The sequence below is a fragment of the Brucella sp. HL-2 genome (genome assembly GCF_025846885.2).
Taxonomy (GTDB): domain Bacteria; phylum Pseudomonadota; class Alphaproteobacteria; order Rhizobiales; family Rhizobiaceae; genus Brucella; species Brucella quorumnocens.
Genome location: NZ_JAOYTK010000013.1, coordinates 23,341 through 45,551, shown reverse-complemented (window position 1 = coordinate 45,551; position 22,211 = coordinate 23,341). Strand labels below are relative to the sequence as shown.

Sequence of the window (22,211 nt, the reverse complement as noted above, 5' to 3'; positions counted from 1 at the left end):
TTTCAGTGATATGGCCAGTTCCTTTAAGTCTATAGCTGCTGAATGGCGATGCGGTTGCCTTCGCTATCGAGAATTTCGGCAACAAAACCACCATCTGGAAGAGCAGTCTTTGGGAACAGCAAATCACTGCCAATCGCGGTTGCACGGGCAATGACCGCATCAATGTCGGTCACGCTGAAATAGATGATCGCCCCGTTGACGGTCGGCACATAGACTTCGCCTTCGGCCAGCGCGCAGCTTGCGCCTTCCTTGCCTTCCTCAAAAGGGAAATAGGCCATGCGGTTACCGTGGATTTCGGCAATCTTGCCAAAACCAACACGAAATACATCGGAATAAAACGCGATAGCACGGTCTATATCTGTGACCGGAATTTCGACATGGGCGATTATATTCATGCACGTTCTCCCGGTTGCAGCAGTCCCTTCTCACTAGTGGTCTGATTCCGACATTTGCATCCCTCGGATATAGGCATCGGACAAATGTCGGAATCAAGAAGACCACTAGCAAGTTTATGAATCTAGTGGATTTTTCGAATTTGACGTTTGAAGCAGCGTATGTGTCAGTTGGGATTCAAACGTCAAATTCAATCCACTAGCCTTTTTGATGGAACCGAGAATTCGGTTCCGGATCAGGCCGCTGATGGGGCGTATCAGATACCAATATGGCAGAAAACGAAGATGGCTGGCACGGTCGGGGCAAAATACCCGCGTTTCGGTGACAAGACGCGCTTTCTCACCTCGTTCGGTTACGGTGAAGGTAAGCGCCGGCTTTGCAACGCCCGGTGTGCGGAAAGCCAGATAGGCCTCTGCGCTTTCGATTTTGAAGAGGCCGAAATTAGCCTTCCAGAATTGTCCTATAAGCCCATAGACCAGTGCCTGGCCCGGTTCATGTTCAAGCAAGGTAAACTCATGCAGGCCGAAAGGTTGTGCGACTGAGCTTTCACGTCCGCGCAAGCGTGCGATTGCTCGCATGGGTAATTCGCGCAGGCCAATCATGCTGCGGAAAAACAAGTCCGTCTCAGGTCGATAAGCTATGGCTGCCTGCAAGACTACCTCGGGCGAGGCGTTCACATCGCAGTCATGGATTTCGTTGAAGCGATAATTCGGTAGATACTTATCGATCAGCTGCATGGCGGAATTTTAAACCGCAGTGCCGCCGACCGTAACCTGATCCATACGCAGATGCGGCTGACCCACGCCTACTGGCACCCATTGTCCACCCTTGCCGCAATTACCGCTGCCGGTATCGAGCTTCATGTCGTTGCCGATCATCGAAATGCGTTGCATGGCGTCCGGGCCGTTGCCGATTAGCATGGCCCCCTTGATCGGTGCCCCGACCTTGCCGTCCTCGATCATATAGGCTTCCGTGCAGCCAAATACGAACTTCCCAGACGTTATATCCACCTGCCCACCGCCAAAGGAAACGGCATAAATGCCCTTCTTCATGGAGGCGATGATCTCGTCCGGCGTCTTGTCTCCTGAAAGCATATAGGTGTTGGTCATGCGTGGCATTGGCGCATGTGCATAAGATTCGCGGCGACCATTGCCGGTTGCTTCCATGCCCATCAGACGTGCATTCTGCCGGTCCTGCATGTAATTGACGAGCTTGCCGTCTTCGATGAGCACAGTGCGATTGGTGGGAGTGCCTTCATCATCGATGGTCAGCGAACCGCGGCGCTCTGAAATCGTACCATCATCAACAACGGTGACCCCCTTCGACGCTACCTGTTGTCCGAGCAGCCCCGCAAAGGCCGAAGTCTTCTTGCGGTTGAAATCACCCTCAAGGCCGTGGCCGACAGCTTCATGCAACATCACACCCGGCCAGCCGTTGCCGAGAACGATGTCGTAAGTGCCAGCAGGGGCAGGGACGGCTTCAAGATTGACGAGCGCCTGACGCAGCGCTTCATCGGCCACATGCTGCCAGCTTTCGGTGGTGATGAAGTCGCCAAAGCCCTTGCGTCCGCCTAGCGTATGCGAGCCCGATTCCTGACGATCGCCATTGCCTGCAACGACGGAAACGCTGAGCCGAACCATTGGACGTATATCGCGAACGAAATGCCCGTCAGCGCGAAGAATCTCAACATGCTGCCATGAGCCTGCAATTGAGACAGATACCTGCCGCACCTTCGGGTCTTTCGCGCGCAGATAAGCATCGATCTTCTGCAGAAGCTGGACCTTAGCGTCGAAGGTCGGCGAGCCGATAGGGTTCTCGTCGGTATAAAGATGGCGGTTGGTGCCGGACGGAGCTGCCGCATAGGTACCGCTATGACCGGTCAGTGTTGCGGAAACCGCATCAGACGCACGCTTGAGGGCTGCAAGCGACAAATCACCTGCATGCGCATAGCCGATGGCTTCGCCTGCAACGGCGCGCAGGCCGAAACCCTGATCCTGATTGAAAGTGCCGGTCTTCAGCCGTCCATTATCGAAGACAAGCGCCTCCGCTTCGCGATACTCCATGAAGAGTTCGCCATCATCGCTGCCTTTCAGGCTCTGCGAAACAAGGCGTTCAATATCGTCACGGTTGGCGTCGAAGCTATCGATCAGGCTCTTCATAAAAATAATCCTGCGGCATGTGTTTGCCACAGGATGTAAGCGCTAAATCGGTTGAGAACAACCTTGAGATTAAGAAGTGTCGCGATTCTGGGGATGGCGAGGCGAAAATCGTTGGCCGCGAGAACCGGAACGCAATGTACTTAAAGCATTTCCAGCAAAAGTGGGAACCGGTTTTGCGCTCGGAAATGCGCAAAAACAAATAGTTACAGCGGTTCCAACGATTCAATATTAACTGGAACCGCAGTAAAGGTACACGAGCACAGGAAGCACAACGGAATGCGGTTTGCAGCCTGTCGGCGCCGGAATCTTATCAAGGCAAGGCGTCGAAGCCCTCACCAAAACCTTTGAGATCTACAGGAATGCCAACGCCTTCTTCCGGTGTCTGGAAGACGATGAAGGTCGCAGACTTGCCGTTGCGGAAGGTATTGAGCAACTCGTCTTCAAGGATAACTTCTGCATAGCAGCCGTCTTCAAAGCAACGCACGAAATAGGCGCGGCCGATATCCTTGCCGTCGACATTGAGGCCGAGACCATTTGGCAGCAAGACGCCGAGTGGTGCAAGAACACGCAAAATCCGGGCCTTGTTGTCAGCGGTCTTGAGGACAACGACCGAAAGCCCAAGTTCAGGACGCTTGGCAGCAACCACATTCTGAATGAGCGCACATTGCTCGGTCTTGGCACCTGCAGGCGTGTCGCAAAGGATCGCCCACGCGCCATGCTGCGACTTGAGTGTGCCGCTTTGCTGCGGTGTCGCAGATTGCGATTGCGACGGGGCCTGTGTTGGTGCTGGAAGCTGCGTCGGAGTTTCCTGCGCGACAGACGGCATTGCTGCAGCTGCGAGTACCACAGCGGTACCCGTTGCGAGGATGGCAAGACGCTGGAAAATCGAGCGGCGGGCGGATGTACGGAAAATCATGAAATCTCCAGATCGAATCACCGGGACGTTACCCTCCGAAACAGGCGGTGAAAAGCTATTGTCGCTTCCGAGCCATAATCGCAAAGGTGATACCGGCATTGCATCCCAGATGCATCCCCGGCAGTTGCATCCATTATCACGCGGCACGTTAGAGGAAACCTCTTGCTAAATCATGGCTTCATTATGTGTTTCTGTGGTTTTTCCCAAGTTTTCCCAAGTTTAGCTAGGGCTTGTGATGCTTTGTTGAATGAGCGGGATGCGTGGCTCTGACGCAGGGTTGCGCGCAAAAATGCCGCACAGGAACATATTCGCCTTCCTTGCGGTGTGCGTTAAGGTGTGATTTGAACGCTGACGGGGGATACGGCCGTCTAAACGTCCGGCGTCCAGCCTGAAAGGGCGAAAAGGGAGAGAGTTCTGGTGGATAAAATTGTTGCCACAACGAGGGGTGCCGTCGTTGGTGCTTTCGCATTGCTGTGGACGAGCGGTGCCGCTTTTGCGGATCAGCCGCGTCCATGGGAGATAAGATTTCAGGAAGCTGCGACGGGTATTGCCGAGCAGATTCATTGGTTTGAGCGATATACGCTCTGGTTTATCATTCCGATCACATTGCTGGTTCTGGCTTTGCTTATTTGGTGCGTGATTAAGTTCCGCGCGAGCGCAAATCCAAACCCATCCAAGACCAGCCACAATACGGCGGTCGAAGTGGTCTGGACCGTGGGTCCGGTGATCATTCTGCTTTTCTTGGCAGTGCCGTCATTTCAGCTTTTGACAGCGCAATATTCACCAGAGGATCCGACACTGACGGTTAAGGCGACCGGCTATCAGTGGTACTGGGGTTATGAATATCAGACCGAAACGCCGGTCAGCTTTGATTCGCTCATTCTCAAGGATGCCGACCGTGCTGCTGCCGGCAAGGAAGATCACGCTCGTTATCCGCGCCTTTTGGCTGTCGATAATGAAGTCGTCGTGCCAATTGGCGAGACGGTGCGTCTTCTGGTAACAGCTGCCGACGTGATCCATTCCTGGACTATTCCGGCTTTCGGCGTGAAGATGGACGCTGTACCGGGCCGTATCAATGAGGCTTGGTTCAAAGCTGACAAGGAAGGCCTGTATTACGGCCAGTGCTCCGAGCTTTGTGGCAAGGACCATGCCTTTATGCCGATCGCCGTTCGTGTCGTCTCGAAAGAGCGTTATGACACTTGGTTGACGGCTGCGGCCTCGGATGTCCCGGGTGCGAACAAGGCGCTTCAAGCCGATCTTGAAGGCGATGCAAACGATAAAGTGGCTGCGGCGGGTCTTTAAAGACTTCGATACGCAAGACTGTTGAAAAACGGGAGCGAATTCCATGGCTGGCACAGCAGCTCACGAGCATGGAGCCCATGACGACCACAAGCCAAAAGGCTGGGTGCGCTGGGTTTACTCGACTAATCATAAAGATATCGGTACTCTGTACCTGATCTTCGCAATCATTGCCGGCATTATTGGCGGCGCGCTGTCTATCGCGATGCGCGCTGAGCTTCAGGAGCCGGGCATCCAGATTTTCCATGGTCTGGCGCAAATGGTTTATGGCGTTGAGGGCGATGCTGCTCTCGATGCTGGCAAGCATATGTTCAACGTGTTCACCTCGGCGCACGCTCTGGTCATGATCTTCTTCATGGTCATGCCAGCGCTGATCGGTGGTTTCGCCAACTGGATGATCCCGCTGATGATCGGTGCGCCTGATATGGCGTTTCCGCGTATGAACAATATTTCGTTCTGGCTTCTTCCGCCTGCACTCACGCTTCTCCTGATCTCGCTGTTCATGCCAGGTCCGGCAGGCGGTTGGGGGCCGGGTGGTGGCTGGACGCTTTATCCGCCACTTTCGACATCCGGCCAGCCCGGACCTGCAGTGGATTTCGCTATTCTAGCGCTGCATATTTCAGGTGCGTCGTCGATTCTCGGTGCGATCAACTTCATCACAACGATCCTCAACATGCGTGCTCCGGGCATGACGCTGCATAAGATGCCGCTCTTCGCATGGGCTGTGCTTGTAACGGCGTTTCTGCTTCTGCTGTCTCTTCCGGTTCTGGCTGGTGGCATCACCATGCTGCTTACCGATCGTAACTTCGGAACGACGTTCTTCTCGCCAGATGGTGGCGGTGATCCGATCCTTTATCAGCACCTGTTCTGGTTCTTTGGTCACCCTGAAGTGTATATTCTGATCCTGCCGGGCTTCGGTATTGTCAGCCACATCATTTCAACCTTCTCGCGCAAGCCAGTATTTGGTTATCTCGGCATGGCATATGCCATGGTTGCGATCGGCGTTGTCGGCTTCGTCGTCTGGGCGCACCACATGTACACGGTCGGTCTGTCGCTCGATACGCAGCGCTACTTCGTCTTCGCGACGATGGTTATTGCGGTTCCGACGGGTATCAAGATCTTCTCCTGGATCGCGACGATGTGGGGTGGGTCTCTGACCTTCCGTGCACCGATGCTGTGGGCGATTGGCTTCATCTTCCTGTTCACTGTTGGTGGTGTTACCGGCGTTCAGCTCGCCAATGCCGGTCTCGACCGCGCACTGCATGACACCTATTACGTTGTGGCACACTTCCATTACGTGCTGTCGCTGGGCGCAGTGTTCGCGATCTTCGCAGGCTGGTATTACTGGTTCCCGAAGATGAGCGGTTATATGTACGACGAATTCACCGCGAAGCTGCACTTCTGGGTCACTTTCGTTGGCGTTAATCTCGTCTTCTTCCCGCAGCACTTCCTCGGTCTTGCCGGTATGCCACGTCGTTACATCGACTATCCGGATGCTTATGCGGGCTGGAATATGGTGTCGTCTTACGGTTCCTACATTTCGGGCTTTGCCGTGCTGATCTTCCTCTACAATGTCTTCGAGGCATTCGCGAAGAAGCGTGAAGCGGGTGCAAACCCATGGGGTGAAGGTGCAACGACGCTGGAATGGCAGCTTTCTTCGCCTCCGCCGTTCCACCAGTGGGAACAACTGCCGCGTATAAAGTAATTGTGCAAAGGGCGAGCACCGGAAAGGGGTTCGCCCTTGAACAAAACTGTGATATGTGCGGTCGGCATTTAGATCCGTCCGTAGCCGGTTGACGTTCAAGAACAGCGCTTCCGATCGGAGTGAATGCATCTCCGGGAGGTAAAGTCGTTTTGGATTGCTGGTGTGCACTCAGGGCAGAGTGCAGCATCGGCCCGGTGAATTCGAGGTTGTTGAAGTTAATGTCTCTGGTGGAAAAAAACACGGTTTCCGACGATGCATTCGCTCTTTCAGAGGCGACTGCACGGGATTATCTCGTCCTGCTGAAGCCGCGTGTCATGTCGCTGGTGGTGTTCACCGGACTTGTCGGTCTGGTGCTTGCGCCCGGCCATATGAATCCGGTTCTGGCTGCGATCAGCATCCTCTGCATCGCGGTTGGTGCTGGCGCATCTGGCGCACTCAATATGTGGTACGATGCCGATATCGATGCGGTGATGAAGCGCACGCGCAATCGTCCGATCCCTGCTGGCGTGATCGCGCCCAATCAGGTTCTGGCTTTTGGCCTAACGCTGTCGGTCTTTTCGGTTATCACGCTCGGACTAATGGTCAACTGGCTCTCCGCTGCTCTGCTTGCCTTCACCATTTTCTTCTATGCTGTCATCTATACTATGTGGCTCAAGCGCTCGACACCGCAGAACATTGTTATTGGTGGTGCGGCTGGTGCTTTTCCTCCGATGATCGGCTGGGCTGCTGCAACGGGCGAGATCACATGGGACAGTGTCGTTCTGTTTATGATTATCTTCCTGTGGACGCCGCCGCACTTCTGGGCACTATCGTTGTTTTCGAGCAATGATTACGAAGCCGCACGCATTCCTATGATGCCGAATGTGAAGGGCGAACTTTCGACCCGCCGACAGGCGATGTTCTACGCCGTGATCATGGCGCCGGTTGGCGTACTGCCTTACTTATTGGGCTTTGCTGGCATCACTTATGGTGTGATTTCCACGCTGCTCGGTGTGGCATTCGTCTACTATGCATGGCGCATGTGGGTTGCGGAAAGCCATACGCAAATGCTGCTTGCAGCGCGCAAACTGTTCCGCTTCTCGCTGATTTATTTGTCGGCGGTATTTGCGGTTTTGCTCGTGGAAGCACTGGCAATCAGGCTGCTGACAGCCTTTGGAGTGATTTGATGGATAATTCCGTACAGAAGCCGCATAGCGAGGAGCTGGAGCTGGTTACACCAACGGCGCAGCAGCGAAAAGCCCAGCGTAACCGTTCCTGGGGGCTTGCTATCGCTTTGGCTCTGTTCGTTGTTCTCGTTTACGTGGGCACAATGGCCAAGCTGGGAGCAAACGCTCTGGTACGTCCGTTCTAATTTTTAAGTGAACTGATAAAGGGTTCGATCTGGGAGGATAGAATGGCAGATCAGCAGAAGGTTGACGAAAAGCAGAAACGCCTCAATCGCTCCAATCGTACGGTTGCGATCGCGTGCCTGTCTTTCTTTGTCTGCATGATTGGCGCAGCTTACGCCTCTGTGCCGCTCTATCGGATTTTTTGTCAGGTGACTGGTTATGGCGGCACGACACAACGCGTCGAGCAATATTCCGATACCATTCTTGATAAGACGATGAAGGTGCGTTTCGACGCCAATACGGCCAATGGCCTGCCTTGGGATTTCAAGCCTATTGAGCGCGAAGTAACCGTGCGCATCGGCGAAACCACCATGATCAAGTACGAAGCACGCAACCTCTTTGATGAGCCAACTTATGGCCGTGCGAGTTTCAATGTTGCTCCAGGTCGTGCAGGCGCTTATTTTAACAAGGTCGAATGTTTCTGCTTCACCGATACGACTTTGCAACCGGGCGAAGACATGGAAATGCCGGTTGTTTTTTTCGTTGATCCAGAGATCGTCAACGATCCCGATCTAAAGGACGTGAAGACGATCACGCTGTCCTACACGTTCTTCCCGATCGATAAGCCAAAGCCTGTTGCAAACGCAAAGGTTGCGCCAACGGGCAATAACGGAAGCTGAACATAGAGAATAACGCGGCACACAATGCCGCAAAGACAAAAGAGCTAAGCCGCTCTATTGTTGTAATGAAAAGGGAATTACCTGATGTTCTCAATGAACTCAGGTATGAAGGCACAGAGAGGAGCCTTGGGGAGAGACATGGCCGACGTTCACGAGAAGAATCACGATTATCACATCATAGCGCCGAGCCCCTGGCCGTTCCTGAGTTCGGTAGGTGCATTTGTGCTTGCCATCGGCGGTATCGCGTGGATGCGTTATATCAACTCCGGCGAACTCAAGTTCTTCGGTTTGAACATTGTTACGCCATGGATTTTCTTCATCGGCCTCGCAATCGTTCTTTACTGCATGTACGCTTGGTGGGCCGACACTATCAAGGAAGGTCACGAAGGACATCACACGCGCGTCGTCTCGCTGCATCTGCGCTATGGCATGATCATGTTCATTGCGTCGGAAGTCATGTTCTTCGCGGCATGGTTCTGGGCATTCTTCGATGCGAGCCTTTTCCCGAACGAAGTGCATCAGGTTGCGCGCGCTGAATTCACGGGTGGTCAGTGGCCTCCGAAGGGCATCGAGGTGCTCGATCCGCTGCATCTGCCGCTCTACAACACAGTGATCCTGCTGCTCTCGGGCACGACACTGACCTGGGCGCATCATGCATTGCTGCACAAAGATCGCAAAGGCATGATCACAGGCCTCGCGCTGACGGTTGTGTTGGGCGTGCTGTTTTCATTCGTGCAAGCGTATGAATATATTCACGCACCGTTCGAGTTCAAAGACTCGATCTATGGTGCGACCTTCTTCATGGCAACAGGCTTTCACGGCTTTCACGTCATCATCGGAACGATCTTCCTTTTGGTTATCCTCTTCCGTGCGATGGGTGGTGATTTCACACCTGAACGCCATTTCGGTTTTGAAGCGGCTGCATGGTATTGGCACTTCGTGGACGTTGTCTGGCTGTTCCTGTTCTTCACGATCTATGTGTGGGGCGGTTGGGGCGCACCGATGCACGGCGGCTGATTTATCAGCTGGTAAGATTGCAGAGCGGCCCTGGAAACACGGCCGCTTTTTCTTTTCTGGTGCGTTTTGGAGGGTGTGATGTCGGATCATAATCTTTATCCGCCGGTCGATCCGGTCAAAAGCGGGATCAGGGGACATTGTCCTCGCTGCGGTGAGGGGAAGCTGTTTGACGGCTTTCTCACAGTCGCCCCCAAATGTCGGGCCTGTGGGCTTGATTACTCCTTTGCGGATTCAGGCGATGGTCCGGCCGCTTTCGTTATTCTCCTCATCGGTTTTATCGTGGTTGGCGCGGCCTTGTGGATGGAAGTCAATTACGGACCGCCGCTCTGGGTCCATTTCATCTTGTGGGTGCCGCTGGCCATTATCCTAAGCTTGGTTGCCATGCGCTGCATCAAGGGTATTCTGATTAATATGCAATATCGCAACAAGGCGTCTCAGGGGCGTCTGGACGATGGTAAATGACCCAAACACAAAAGCCGCAACGGTTTCCATGGGGGATACTTATTGCATCCCTTATCGCGTTTGTGATCCTGCTGGCGTTGGGAACATGGCAGGTTGAGCGGCTGCAATGGAAAGAAGCGCTGCTTGCTACCACGCAAGAGCGGGTCCATGAAGCCCCGCTTCCTTTGGCCGAGATGGAAAAAATCTATGGCCAAGAGGGAACGGTTGAATACCGGCCTGTGACAGTTTCGGGCACCTTCATGCATCAGGGCGAGCGGCATTTTCTTTCGACCTATGATGGCAAGCCGGGCTTCAATGTCTACACGCCGCTAATGCTCGAAGATGGTCGGTTTGTGCTCGTTAATCGTGGGTTTGTGCCTTACGAGAAAAAGGATGCCGAAACTCGCCTCGACGGACAATTGGATGGCCCAGTGACGGTGGCAGGACTGGCCCGCGATCCGTTAAACGCCAAGCCCGGCTATTTCGTTCCAGACAACGATGTCGCCAAGAATATCTTCTATTGGAAGGATTGGTCGGCGATGGCAGAAAGCGCTGATATCCCTTCGCTTGACGATGCGGTGCCGTTCTTTATCGATGCGGATAACAAGCCAAACTTTGGCGGCTTGCCGATTGGCGGGGTCACGATCATCGATTTTCCCAACAACCATCTGCAATATGCAGTTACGTGGTATGGGCTTGCTTTGGCTCTGTTAGGGGTTGCCGGAACGTGGTTCTGGCGGTATCGGAAGGTGGATAAGGGTTGACAAAGGCCTCGTTGCAGCCCAACTCCCGCCCTATATATCTATTCGCGCCTCACGCCGAACCCAGCGAGCACGATTCATGACTGATACACGCCCCCCTCTGGAAATCCGCCTTTGCGGCCCGCGCGGCTTTTGCGCAGGCGTTGACAGGGCGATCCAGATCGTCGTGCTGGCACTGAAGAAATATGGCGCCCCGGTCTATGTGCGCCACGAGATCGTGCACAACCGCTATGTGGTTGAAGGCTTGCAGTCACGGGGCGCAATTTTTGTTGAAGAGCTCGATGAAATTCCTGCGGAACATCGCGATCAGCCGGTCGTCTTTTCTGCCCATGGCGTGCCAAAATCGGTGCCGGCTGATGCTGAAGCCAAGAACCTTTTTTATCTCGATGCGACTTGTCCATTGGTTTCCAAGGTTCACAAGCAGGCAATGCGCCATCAGCGCCTTGGTCGCCACGTTATCCTGATTGGCCACTCCGGTCATCCCGAAGTGATTGGCACGATGGGGCAATTACCGGATGGAACGGTTACTCTCATCGAGACAGTTGAAGACGCGCGCAAGATAGAGTTTGCCGATCCAGACAACCTCGGTTTCGTCACGCAGACCACGCTTTCGGTTGATGACACTGCAGGTATTATCCAAGAATTGCAGCAGCGCTTTCCAAATCTGACCGCACCAGCTGCGGAATCCATTTGCTACGCCACGACAAACCGCCAGGATGCCGTGCGTGCAGCCGCTCCCGGTTGCGATCTCTTCCTCATCGTGGGTGCTCCGAACTCCTCTAACTCCAAGCGCCTTGTCGAAGTGGCCGAAAAGGCTGGCGCGGGCATGTCGATGCTCGTGCAGCGCGCAAGCGACATCGAATGGGACAAAGTCGGCGATATTTCGGTGGTTGGTCTTTCCGCTGGCGCGTCTGCGCCCGAAATCATCGTTGATGAGATTATGGATGCCTTCAAGGCCCGTTTCACTGTCAAAATAGAACTGGCAGAAACGACAATTGAAACCGAGAATTTCCTCGTCAATCGTGAAATCCGCGATGTTGAGCTGACGGTGCAGGATATGGCATTCGTCAACGGTGAAAACCGGGTTGTCGGTATTCCTAAGTTGGAGCGTATCCCGAAAAGTGTGTAACGGTTTTCGAATAAGATGCGCGATAGAAACAAGCGCATCCCGAAAGGTGCGCGGCGGTTTTTGGGTATTATGAGCGTAATGAATATGGGGAAATAAACGGCATGGCCGTCTATACAGATATCAATGAAATCGAGCTCGGTTCTTTTCTTGAACAATATGACATCGGTGCCCTGACTTCGTATAAGGGCATTGCAGAAGGGGTAGAGAATACCAATTACCTTCTGCACACGACGATAGGCTCTTTCATTCTTACCCTTTATGAGAAGCGCGTTAATCGCGATGAGCTGCCATTTTTCCTGAATTTGATGCAGCATCTGTCAAAGCGCGGTCTGGAATGCCCGCAGCCTGTAGTGCGCCGCGATGGTGTGACGATCGGTGAACTTGCAGGCCGTCCAGCAGCAATCGTGACGTTTCTTGAAGGCATGTGGATGCGCAAACCCACTGTCGCACATTGTGAAGAAGTTGGTCGTGGACTGGCTGAAATGCATCTGGCTGGTGAAGATTTCACTATGCGCCGCCGGAATGGGCTGACATTGCCTGACTGGCGTCCGTTGTGGGATCTTTCGAAAGAACGTGCCGACAGTGTCGAGCAGGGACTGGTTGCTGAGGCAGAGGGCGATCTCGATTATCTGGAAAAGAACTGGCCGGTGGGATTGCCGGAAGGCGTCATTCATGCCGATCTCTTCCCGGACAATGTGTTTTTCCTCGGGGACAGGCTGTCGGGTTTCATCGACTTCTATTTCGCCTGCACGGATATTCTCGCCTATGACGTGGCAGTCTGCCTCAACGCTTGGTGCTTTGAGAAGGATTTCTCCTTCAATCTCACCAAGGGCGCTGCATTCCTGCGCGGTTATAATTCAGTGCGCCCGCTGTCTGCTGCTGAGATTGATGCTCTACCAGTTCTGGCTCGCGGCGCGGCGGTCCGCTTCATGCTGACCCGTCTCTATGATTGGTTGACCGTCCCAGATGGTAGCTTCGTGATGAAAAAAGACCCGATGGAATATGTGCGTCGTATGCGCTTCCACCGTCAGGTTGCATCGGCAACCGAATACGGGCTTGAATTGGCAGGAGCTGCCGCGTGAAGCATATCGAGGCTTTCACAGATGGTGCCTGCTCGGGCAATCCCGGCCCTGGTGGATGGGGCGCTATCGTGCGCTGGAATGGCCATGTGAAAGAGCTGAAGGGTGGCGAGGCAGACACTACCAACAATCGCATGGAACTAATGGCAGCAATTTCAGCGCTATCGGCGTTGAAAGAGCCATGTGAAGTCGATCTTTACACAGACAGTGTCTATGTGCGTGACGGTATTTCCGGCTGGATTGAGGGTTGGAAGCGCAATGGCTGGAAAACCGCAGCCAAGAAGCCGGTCAAGAACGCGGAGCTGTGGCAGGCGCTGGATGAGGTGCGCAAGCCGCATAAGGTGACGTGGCACTGGGTCAAAGGTCATGCGGGTCATCCTGAGAATGAACGCGCTGACGAGCTAGCTCGTGAAGGCATGGAGCCGTTCAAATATAACGGATACAAGTCGCTTCAGGTGAAGTAGTGACTACAGGGTTTAGGGCCATTGAAAAGCCGCGCTGGAACACAGCGCGGCTTTTTACTTTGATGCTGATTATTTGTTCTGCTGCAGCTCTGTTGGATCTTTGAGGCGACCGGTCAGAGAGAAGGCCAGCAATGATGATACCAGCATTACAGCTCCAACGATGAACATCGGCATCTCATAAAGGCCGGTCCAATCCTTGACGAGACCCGTAATATAGGGCGCCGCAAAGCCCGCAATGTTACCGATTGTGTTAATGAGCGCGATACCTGCGGCAGCTGCTGTGCCGCTTAGGAAGCGAGATGGAATAGCCCAGAAGTTCGGCAGAGCCGAGAAGATCGCACAGGCAGTCACGGTGATCATCAGGATCGTGGTTGCAGGCGTTGGCATGAAGAGAGCGGCCGGGATTGCAATCGCACCCACAAGTGCTGGGATGCCAATATGCCATGGGCGTACGCCGCGTTTGGCTGCATCGCGGCTCCAGAAATAAAGAGCGAATGCTGCGGGCAGATATGGAATTGCGGTGATCAGGCCCTTATCGAATACGTCAAACTTCGCATTGAATTGTTGCTCAAAGCCACCAATGATGGTCGGCAGGAAGAACGCCAGCGCATAAAGGCCGTAAATCAGGCCGAAATAGACGATGGACAGGAGCCATACGCGCTTGTCTGCGAGAGCAAGACCAGTCTTATGGCTGCCATGCACCTTTTCCTTAATCTTCTCTTCCTGAGCAAGCGCACCATTAAGCCAGTCGCGTTCATCCTTGTTCAGCCACTTGGCGTCGTTTGGCGTATCAGGCAGGTAGAACCAGGTGATGATACCCACGATGATAGCCGGAGCCGCAACACCGAAGAACATAATGCGCCAGCCTTCAAGGCCGAAAGCACCGTGCATGCCGATCAGCTGTGCGGCAAGCGGTGCGCCGATCACAGTCGTCAACGGCTGTGCGAGATAGAACAGCGCGAGGATCTTGTTACGATGACGCGAAGGCACCCAGGTCGACAGGAACAGGATTGCGCCGGGAAAGAAGCCTGCTTCAGCAATACCAAGCAGGAAGCGTAGGACGTAAAGCTCGGTTGCGCTTGAAACCCATGTGAACAGGATCGCGACAATGCCCCATGTGACCATGATACGGGCAAGCCATTTGCGTGCGCCAAACTTGTGCAACGCAAGATTGCTCGGGACTTCGAGAATGATATAGCCGACAAAGAAGATGCCGGCGGCAAAACCGAACTGGGCTGCTGTGAGCGCAAGATCGGTGGTCATCCCGTTCGGACCAGCAAAGGAAATTGCGGTACGATCCAGGAAGTTGATGAAGAACATCAGCGCGATGAACGGAACCAGCCGGATCGAAATTTTCGATATCGCCGACTTTTCAACTGCCGTCATTTCGTGAGATTTTTGCTGCATTGCAGTTCCTCCCTGCTTGCGTATTAAGAGAAGCTAAAGAGACTGCGTGAATACATATCGAACGATATAATGGATTCCAGCGTTGCTTTAGCCCCTAAATAGGGTGGATAGCTAAAGAATGCGACATGCCGCCGCAATCGATTTATTGTCTGTCATTTGTGATATAACCTCACAGGTATGCTCAGATGCGAACAGGAGTTACTATGCGCCCATTGCCGTCTTTGAATGCGCTGAAAGCGTTTGAGGCTGTCGCGCGCCATCATTCAATGACAAAGGCCGCAGAGGAGCTATGTGTGACGCACGGTGCGGTTAGTCGTCAGATAAGATCACTGGAGGACTCACTCGGTGTACTGCTGCTTACACGCAACGCGCGACAGAGCGATCCCACGCCGGAGGGCGCGCGGCTGGCAGAAGGTCTGGCCAGTGCCTTTTCTATAATTGAGGCAAGTATCGAGCGCGTGAAGCCGGGACCGCTGACGCTGTCTTGCTCGTCTTCAATCATGATGGAGTGGATCATTCCGCGCATCGGACGCTTCCATGAGCGCTATCCCAACATCGAACTGCAATTCAACATGAACTATGATCGCATCGATTTTATGCGGGATAAAATCGGCATCGCCATTAGATCAAGCGTTATTGAGCCGCCGGCGGATGCGGTAATCCGCGACATGGGGCGTGAGGAGATCGGTTTGGTCTGCGCACCATCCTACTTGGCGCAATGTCCGCTCATAACACCTGCCGATTTGGCTCAAGCAACGGTACTTGCCACGCAAACGCGTCTGGAAGCATTTGCAGACTGGCAGAAGGCTGCGAATACTGATTTCCCGGCACCTGAGCCAAAATCCACGTTCCATCATTTCTATCTGTTGATACAGGCGGTACTGTGTGGGCTGGGTGTAGCCGTCGTGCCGCATATGCTGGTTGCCGAGCACATCGCATCGGGACGCCTTGTAGCGCCATTTGGGTTTCGTCCGGGACCGCGTCGAATGCTGCTTTGGATTGCACCTCACAGGGCAGGGCAACCGGACACGCTGGCACTCGAAAAGTGGCTGACGCGCGAAATGCGCGCCCTGCCGGAAAAGCAAGGCGCGTAAAGACGTTCTTCAAAGCGCGTTAGAGTTGTTCAATCAAGGTTGCAGCGCTTGAAGTAGCGGCCTGACCAGCCTGTTCTTCGATGTTGAGGGTCTTGACGACGCCGTCTTCAACGATTGCCGAATAACGCTTCGAGCGAATGCCAAGGCCGCCTGCAGTTGCGTCCAGTTCCAGACCAAGAGCTTTGGTGAAAAGGGCTGAACCATCTGCGAGATATAGGATCTTGCCTTCGCCGCCGGTGCTCTGTGCCCATGCTCCCATAACGAAAGCGTCATTCACTGCAACGACTGCGATCTGATCGACGCCTTTCGCAAGAATGGTGTCGCGATTGTCAAGATAACCCGGCAGGTGATTGAGGCTGCAGGTCGGCGTGAAAGCACCGGGAACCGCGAACAGAACGACCTTTTTGCCAGCAAACACTTCGTCAGTAGTCACTTCCTTGACGCCGTCTGCGGTCTTTACCTTGAAGGTTGCTGCGGGCAGCTTTTCACCAACTTTGATCGTCATCGTTTTTCTCCTGAAGGTGAGCTCGTGCCGTCATTGCCCACCTGTATGAATGTCTGAACTCGATTGCCAGTGCATGAAACATGGCGACGACACTTAAGCCGATAATGGTTCGCTCGACAATTTCAAATTGCTGATTACCAAGGTTAAATCGCTCTAATCGAGCCGTATCTGTCCTGAAACAGCCTTGCCGTTTTGCACCAGCGTATAATCGATCAAAGCGCCTTCGCTGGCTTTGCTATAGATCGTCGCTGTGAAACGCGACTTGTTTGAATTTTTATCGGCTACTGCCTCCGAAAGGCTGACCTGATCACTTCCCACAAAAAGCGTTGCGGATGCTCGGTCATCCGGCAGGGCAATGTCGAACAGGGCCTTATCCGCATGCCGCTTTGCACCGCTCACCCCGAAAGCAGCCGTGGCAGGTGCGGGAAGGCGGTCAAAGGCTGTTTCGACGATTGTGCGCGCAGCAATGGTTTGTGGTGACTGTGCTGTATCTTTCGCAGTCAGCGGAAAATCGAACTGGGCTTGCACCGGAATACATATTTTTTGGCAGACACCGAGAAATACATGTCCTTTGAGCCGCTCTTCATCCGGTTTGACGGTAAATGTCAGTGGCAGCGTGACAGGGTGCGTATAACCGATACCGCCTTCGTCACCGGCACCAAAATTAACGGGCGCGGGGAAATCGATCCGTGCGGAGCTGTTGCCCTCAAGATTGAGTTGCGGCGGCACACCTGCGTCACCCGGGTTGCGCCAATAGGTTTTCCATCCAGGGTTCAGATCAATCTGCAATGCTCCGCGCAGTTCATCGTTTTGTTTGGTCCCTTCGAGAACGACACGGACTTTGCCGCCCGGCGTCTCCGCCCAGTCGGACGTTGCTGCCAGCACGGGGAAGGCTGCGGTCAAAACAATAGTCATGGTCAGAAAAACGCGTAATTTCATGCGTCGAGATTGATGGAAAATCATGTTTCTATCAAGGCTGAGTTTGTGCCTGCTGATTGTTGTTCAGAGTTTCAGGATCAGGTTGATTATCACACTCAGGCCAATGATTACGCCCATTGCAACATGTAAAAAGAGTGCAATGTTGGATGTGGTGCGTGACTGGCTGTAGTCGGCAAATTGTGTTGCGATTTCAGGCGGTGGTACGCGGGTTCGCAAAAGATAGCGGGCGAAGCTGTAATTGCCGCGGGTCATCGTAAAAATGTAATAGAGATCTGACACATCACCAATCGCCTTTGTCATTGACGGGCTTTGTCTGATAAAATCAATCAGTGGAGAGAGTTTGATCTGCGCATAAATCGAATAGAGACAAAAAATAATCACCCAAAATACAACTAAATACGTGAGCACGATGGCAGTTCTTTCAATCTTTAATTGTGTTTTTAGAGGTCAGTTTGTTTCACTAGGCAATCCGAAATCAAGTGTATTTGACGTTTAGAGAAAGATCGCACGAATTTCATTGTCATTTGCCGCAGTCTTGCTACCTTCATAGACATGACCATTCTCAGGAAGCCAAACCAGGAGCAGGGTTTCTTGAACGGGCAATTCCTGCTCGCAATGCCCGGAATGAATGACGAGCGCTTCGCCCGCGCTGTGGTCTATATCTGTGCCCATTCAGAAGAAGGCGCGATGGGTTTCATCATTAATCAGGTCCAGCCGGTTGGTTTCCCCGACCTTCTTCGTCAGATTGGTGTCATCGACGATGAAGATCTGATCATGCTACCGCCGCGGGCGCAGCATATGGTTGTCCGCGATGGCGGGCCTGTCGACCGGACTCGCGGTTTCGTGTTGCATAGCGACGATTACATGGTCGATTCCACGATGCCGGTTACAGAAGACGTTTGTCTCACGGCAACGGTCGATATTCTGCGCGCAATCTATAGCGGCAGCGGGCCAATACAAGCCCTGATGACGCTGGGTTATTCCGGCTGGGCCCCCGGCCAGCTTGATCTGGAATTTGCAGAAAATGGCTGGCTTACCTGCCCGGCGCCGATGGATATGCTGTTTGACAGTGACATTGCCGGAAAATACGACCGACTGATGAACCGAATGGGTATCGACATGGCACGGCTCGTTTCCGAAGCTGGTCATGCCTGAATAATTATCGTGTAAAAGTAGGACTTAAAGCGGCTTCAGTTAAGACTGAATAGTTGGAGCCGCTCTAACTATTTGTTTGTACGCATTATCCTACGCAAAAGCGCTTCGCACTTTATGCTGGAAATGCTTTAAGCCGCAGCTGCGTCCAGCTGTTCCCGGATCATGCGCGTCGCATCTTCTCGGCTCGATGGCTCACCAAACATGAAGCTCTGCACATATTCGCAGCCCATCTGACGCAATTGAAGAGCGTCACTTTCACTGTCGACGCCTTCAGTCACAACGGCAAGACCGAGATCATGCGCCATGCTGACGATGGAGCGCAGGAGGGTGGTCTTTTGCGGTTGATCGCCTTTGACGAACGAGCGGTCAATCTTGATGATATCGAACGGAAAGCGCGTCAGATAGGCCAGCGAAGAATAGCCGGTTCCAAAATCATCAAGCGACAGACCCACACCCATAGTTTTCAGACGTGCAAGAACATGTGCCGACTGTTCCGGATTTTCCATCAGCACGGATTCCGTCAGTTCAAGCTTGAGACTGCCGGGCGTGAGATGAATGCGCGAGAGAACTGAGCGCACATCATTGATCAAATCCTGCCGGATCAGCTGGGTGCTCGACAGATTAACCGATACAAAGAGATCGAGTTTTGGGAACTGTTCCTGCCATGCAAACAGGTCTTCTGCCGCACGCTGAATGGCGAACAGTCCAAGTTGCACGATGAGGCCAGAGCTTTCGGCAATCGGAATAAACTCGGACGGAGAAATTCCACCCCGGCGCGGATGTTCCCAGCGCATCAGTGCTTCAAAGCCCGCAATGGTGCCATCATCAAGCCGGACAATCGGTTGATAGACCAGACTGATTTCATCGCGCTCAAGGGCACGGCGCAAATCGGATTCCAGCTGCAATTTGTCACTGCCGATTGCACGGAACGCAGGGCGGAACGGCTCAATGCGGTCGCCGCCAAAGCGTTTGGCCTGATGCATGGCCAGTTCCGCGTCTTTGACAAAATCTTCCGCAGAGGCTGCGGTTTTCGTCCAGGTAATCAGGCCGACCGATGCCGTTAACACGATTTCTCGCTTGGCATAGGCAATCGGCGAACGGACCGCCTGACGTAGCGCTTCTGCAAAAGATGCGATGCGCCCCGGATCGCTTTCAGATGCGAGCAACAGGCCGAATTGATCGGATGACAAACGCGAAAGCGTATCCTGTGGCTTCATTAGGCGCGACAGGCGGCGTGAGATGGTCAGCAGGATCGTATCCCCGGCTGACATGCCGAGACTGTCGTTGACCTGCTTGAAACGGTCGATGTCGATGATGAAAACGGTCGGGTGCAGTCTGCTTTCGCCGCGCGCCATGTTCATCACGTTACTGAGACGATCCAGAAACAGCTCACGATTTGGCAGGCCGGTTAGATTGTCGTGCACAGCATCGTGCAGGAGGCGTTCTTCAGCTTTTTTCTGCTCAGTTACATTCACCAATGTGCCGACACAGCGAACGATTTCGCCATCCGAACCGATAACGGGACGGGCGCGCAGTGCGTACCAGTGATAATGGCCATCATTGGCGCGCAGACGGAAAATTTGTCCGATGCGTCCGCGCCGGTTTTCGAGAATGGCATCAAGCGTGGAACGGAAGCGATCACGATCATCGGCATGCATGGCGGGCAGCCAGTTGCGCACCGGTCCTTGCAGCGAACTTGCGGTACTGCCAAGGTAATTCGCAATATCAGGCGTTGTCACAACACGATCACGCGGCACGTCCCAGTCCCAGACAATGTCTCCGGCACCAATGACAGCCAGTGCCTGCCGTTCCATATCTGAAAGCAGGCCCTGTTGAAGTGCACCGCCAGAAAAAGCGTGCTGCATGACAGTAAAGCCGATGAGAAGCACAATGAGGACCAGACCACCGCCGAGAGCAGGCTGAACAATATCGTTGTCGAGCTGGCCAGAGACAGCCATCCATGCGCCGAGCAACCATATAAGCGTTAGCAACCAGGCGGGAATGAGCATTACCGCTCGGTCGTAGCCTTTGACCGCCAGATAACCGATTATGAAGATGCCGGAGGCAACAGTCAGCGCCAGCGACATGCGCGCAATACCAGATGCAACTGGCGGATCAAATACGGCGACGCCTGCAAGCGCGATCAGCCCCAGCACCCATGTCACGGCACCGTAACTGAAATGATCATGCCATCGGTTGAGATTGAGGTAGGTGAACAGAAAAATCACCAGAGAGGCGGCAAGTGCCACTTCGGTACCCGCTCGCCAGACCTGCTCATTGCCGGGCGTTATCTCCATCAGCTTGTTCCAGAAGCCGAAGTCGACACAGATATAGGCAAGAACAGCCCATGCGAGCGCAGCAGTCGCCGGGAACAGCGAGGTTCCCTTAACAACGAAGAGAATCGTTAAAAACAGCGCTAGAAGGCCGGAAATGCCAAGCAGAATACCGCGATAAAGCGTGTAGGAGTTGACCGCATCCTTGTACGCTTCAGGTTCCCACAGATAGAGTTGGGGAAGATTATGCGATGAGAGCTCGGCAACAAACGTTATGACTGTCCCCGGATTGATCGTAATGCGAAAAACATCAGCATCGGCACTGGGCTGCCGGTCGAGCGCAAAGCCCTCGCTTGGTGTGATGGATGAAATACGCTGCGACCCGAGATCAGGCCAGATCACGCCTGAACCGACGAGGCGGAAATGTGGAGCCACGATCAGGCGGTCAATCTGCTCGGCTGTTGGATTGGCGATGGAAAAAGCGGCCCAGTCACCAGATGCGTTAGAATTAGGATCGGCCTGCACCTCAATACGACGCACAATACCATCCGCACCGGGGGCCGTGGAAACCTGTACACTCTCACCCTGATTGCGCAGCAGTTCAACAGCGCGCGAAAGATCGAGGGCGGTGTCCTCTTTCGAGATTTTTATCGGTTCAACGGCAAAGGCGTGAATTGTAGAAAAGATCGCAATGGCAACAAACGCGGGCACGATCAGCGCGAGAAGACGCGTGAAGGCTGAAAAAAACCTGTCTGTAAGACCGTTCACGAGCGTTCAACCTTGCCATTGGTCATGCGTATGTCGCTTTCTAAAAGGGCGAATAACAGGTGATCCTGCCAGAAGCCGTTTATTTTGAGATAGGAGCGCAACAGTCCTTCTCTCTGAAATCCGGCTTTTTCGAGAAGCCGTATCGAACGTACATTATGGGGAATACAGGCAGCTTCAATCCGGTGCAACCTCAGTTCCCCGAATGCAAAGGGGATAACCATTGATAAGGCTTCGGTCATATAGCCCTGGCCGGCAACCGATACGCCGCTCCAATAGCCAATCATGCCGCTCTGGCCCACACCACGCTTGATGTTGCCAAGCGTAATGCCTCCCAAAAGCCTGTTGTCACCATTGCGGAAAATGAAGAACGGATAACCCGTACCATCGGACATTTCTTCCTGCACGCGCCGCAATCGATGACGGAAAGCGCTTTTGGTCAGGTCGTCATCGGCCCAGGTCGGTTCCCATGGGGTGAGAAAGGCGCGGCTTTGCTCGCGCACATTGGCCCAACTTGCAAAGTCGGTCATCAATGGCTCGCGCAAGTAAATGCGCTTCCCACGGAGGATTGTCGGATTGCTGCGCCGGAATGGCAGGCCGATCATGCGGGTTCTCGTGTTGATAAACGGAAGTCAGGAAACATGGGATGAGCGAGTATGTTGTTTAAAATTTAAAAACCCAACAGTCTCGCCCAATTTATCC

At 53.7% G+C, this 22,211-nt stretch carries 23 protein-coding genes; 13 read left to right on the top strand and 10 right to left on the bottom strand.

Annotation, left to right across the window (positions count from 1 at the left end; all coding sequences use genetic code 11):
• Positions 1–29 precede the first annotated feature (29 nt).
• From OIV19_RS14895 to OIV19_RS14880, 4 genes are all read right to left on the bottom strand, one after another.
• Positions 30–395 carry a VOC family protein gene (locus tag OIV19_RS14895; RefSeq protein WP_095446182.1) on the bottom strand — a complete coding sequence of 122 codons (366 nt, stop codon included), beginning with the start codon at positions 393–395 and terminating at the stop codon, positions 30–32.
• A 114-nt stretch (positions 396–509) separates the two neighbouring features.
• On the bottom strand, positions 510–1,130 hold the full coding sequence (locus OIV19_RS14890; protein WP_264232127.1) for a hypothetical protein: 621 nt from the start codon (positions 1,128–1,130) through the stop codon (positions 510–512).
• Positions 1,131–1,139: 9 nt separating this feature from the next.
• Positions 1,140–2,552 (bottom strand): metalloprotease TldD, encoded by a 1,413-nt coding sequence (gene tldD, locus OIV19_RS14885; protein WP_264232126.1) that lies wholly within the window; start codon positions 2,550–2,552, stop codon positions 1,140–1,142.
• Positions 2,553–2,862: 310 nt separating this feature from the next.
• Positions 2,863–3,468 carry an invasion associated locus B family protein gene (locus tag OIV19_RS14880; RefSeq protein WP_095446185.1) on the bottom strand — a complete coding sequence of 202 codons (606 nt, stop codon included), beginning with the start codon at positions 3,466–3,468 and terminating at the stop codon, positions 2,863–2,865.
• A gap of 417 nt (positions 3,469–3,885) precedes the next feature.
• On the opposite strand from OIV19_RS14880, the gene coxB reads away from it, so the two are divergent.
• The 11 genes from coxB to rnhA all read left to right on the top strand — a co-directional run bounded on the left by coxB (position 3,886) and on the right by rnhA (position 13,371).
• On the top strand, positions 3,886–4,770 hold the full coding sequence (coxB, locus tag OIV19_RS14875; RefSeq protein WP_095446186.1) for a cytochrome c oxidase subunit II: 885 nt from the start codon (positions 3,886–3,888) through the stop codon (positions 4,768–4,770).
• Positions 4,771–4,813: 43 nt separating this feature from the next.
• Positions 4,814–6,472, top strand: coding sequence for a cytochrome c oxidase subunit I (gene ctaD / locus OIV19_RS14870; protein WP_095446187.1), 1,659 nt, complete (start codon positions 4,814–4,816; stop codon positions 6,470–6,472).
• Positions 6,473–6,690: 218 nt separating this feature from the next.
• Positions 6,691–7,638, top strand: coding sequence for a heme o synthase (gene cyoE, locus OIV19_RS14865; RefSeq protein ID WP_151091361.1), 948 nt, complete (start codon positions 6,691–6,693; stop codon positions 7,636–7,638).
• The gene (locus tag OIV19_RS14860) at positions 7,638–7,823 is read left to right on the top strand and encodes a cytochrome c oxidase system small membrane protein (RefSeq protein WP_095446189.1); all 186 of its coding nucleotides are present in this window, start codon (positions 7,638–7,640) and stop codon (positions 7,821–7,823) included. The genes cyoE and OIV19_RS14860 overlap by 1 nt, the downstream gene beginning before the upstream one ends.
• Before the next feature lie 42 nt (positions 7,824–7,865).
• Positions 7,866–8,480 carry a cytochrome c oxidase assembly protein gene (locus OIV19_RS14855; protein WP_264232125.1) on the top strand — a complete coding sequence of 205 codons (615 nt, stop codon included), beginning with the start codon at positions 7,866–7,868 and terminating at the stop codon, positions 8,478–8,480.
• A gap of 138 nt (positions 8,481–8,618) precedes the next feature.
• Positions 8,619–9,497, top strand: a complete 879-nt coding sequence (locus OIV19_RS14850) for a cytochrome c oxidase subunit 3 (protein WP_024896200.1) — start codon at positions 8,619–8,621, stop codon at positions 9,495–9,497.
• A gap of 78 nt (positions 9,498–9,575) precedes the next feature.
• Positions 9,576–9,959: a DUF983 domain-containing protein gene (locus OIV19_RS14845; protein WP_151091362.1), complete on the top strand. Its 384-nt coding sequence runs from the start codon at positions 9,576–9,578 to the stop codon at positions 9,957–9,959.
• Positions 9,956–10,702 carry an SURF1 family protein gene (locus OIV19_RS14840; RefSeq protein WP_264232124.1) on the top strand — a complete coding sequence of 249 codons (747 nt, stop codon included), beginning with the start codon at positions 9,956–9,958 and terminating at the stop codon, positions 10,700–10,702. Before OIV19_RS14845 ends, OIV19_RS14840 begins: the two co-directional genes overlap by 4 nt.
• 76 nt (positions 10,703–10,778) lie before the next feature.
• Positions 10,779–11,828 (top strand): 4-hydroxy-3-methylbut-2-enyl diphosphate reductase, encoded by a 1,050-nt coding sequence (gene ispH, locus OIV19_RS14835; protein WP_095446193.1) that lies wholly within the window; start codon positions 10,779–10,781, stop codon positions 11,826–11,828.
• 101 nt (positions 11,829–11,929) lie between these two features.
• Positions 11,930–12,910: a homoserine kinase gene (locus OIV19_RS14830; protein ID WP_264232123.1), complete on the top strand. Its 981-nt coding sequence runs from the start codon at positions 11,930–11,932 to the stop codon at positions 12,908–12,910.
• Positions 12,907–13,371, top strand: coding sequence for a ribonuclease HI (gene rnhA / locus OIV19_RS14825; protein ID WP_264232122.1), 465 nt, complete (start codon positions 12,907–12,909; stop codon positions 13,369–13,371). Before OIV19_RS14830 ends, rnhA begins: the two co-directional genes overlap by 4 nt.
• Positions 13,372–13,440: 69 nt before the next feature.
• On the opposite strand, the gene OIV19_RS14820 is transcribed toward rnhA, so the two are convergent.
• A complete protein-coding gene (locus OIV19_RS14820) occupies positions 13,441–14,778 on the bottom strand; it encodes an MFS transporter (RefSeq protein ID WP_095446196.1) in 1,338 nt (445 codons plus the stop codon).
• Between the two features lie 203 nt (positions 14,779–14,981).
• On the opposite strand from OIV19_RS14820, the gene OIV19_RS14815 reads away from it, so the two are divergent.
• Positions 14,982–15,872, top strand: coding sequence for a LysR substrate-binding domain-containing protein (locus OIV19_RS14815; RefSeq protein ID WP_264232121.1), 891 nt, complete (start codon positions 14,982–14,984; stop codon positions 15,870–15,872).
• Between the two features lie 19 nt (positions 15,873–15,891).
• On the opposite strand, the gene OIV19_RS14810 is transcribed toward OIV19_RS14815, so the two are convergent.
• The 3 genes from OIV19_RS14810 to OIV19_RS14800 form a co-directional block, all read right to left on the bottom strand.
• The gene (locus OIV19_RS14810; RefSeq protein WP_095446198.1) at positions 15,892–16,377 is read right to left on the bottom strand and encodes a peroxiredoxin; all 486 of its coding nucleotides are present in this window, start codon (positions 16,375–16,377) and stop codon (positions 15,892–15,894) included.
• A gap of 153 nt (positions 16,378–16,530) precedes the next feature.
• Complete coding sequence (locus OIV19_RS14805) at positions 16,531–17,316, bottom strand: protein-disulfide reductase DsbD domain-containing protein (RefSeq protein ID WP_264232120.1); 786 nt, start codon at positions 17,314–17,316, stop codon at positions 16,531–16,533.
• Between the two features lie 63 nt (positions 17,317–17,379).
• Positions 17,380–17,616 (bottom strand): hypothetical protein, encoded by a 237-nt coding sequence (locus OIV19_RS14800; RefSeq protein WP_264232119.1) that lies wholly within the window; start codon positions 17,614–17,616, stop codon positions 17,380–17,382.
• A 252-nt stretch (positions 17,617–17,868) separates the two neighbouring features.
• Between OIV19_RS14800 and OIV19_RS14795 the strand changes: the two genes are divergently transcribed.
• Positions 17,869–18,471: a YqgE/AlgH family protein gene (locus OIV19_RS14795; protein ID WP_264232118.1), complete on the top strand. Its 603-nt coding sequence runs from the start codon at positions 17,869–17,871 to the stop codon at positions 18,469–18,471.
• A gap of 128 nt (positions 18,472–18,599) precedes the next feature.
• Here the strand turns inward: OIV19_RS14795 and OIV19_RS14790 are convergent, their stop codons facing one another.
• Positions 18,600–21,512: an EAL domain-containing protein gene (locus OIV19_RS14790; RefSeq protein WP_404900768.1), complete on the bottom strand. Its 2,913-nt coding sequence runs from the start codon at positions 21,510–21,512 to the stop codon at positions 18,600–18,602.
• On the bottom strand, positions 21,509–22,114 hold the full coding sequence (locus OIV19_RS14785) for a GNAT family N-acetyltransferase (RefSeq protein WP_264232117.1): 606 nt from the start codon (positions 22,112–22,114) through the stop codon (positions 21,509–21,511). Before OIV19_RS14785 ends, OIV19_RS14790 begins: the two co-directional genes overlap by 4 nt.
• Positions 22,115–22,211 lie beyond the last annotated feature (97 nt).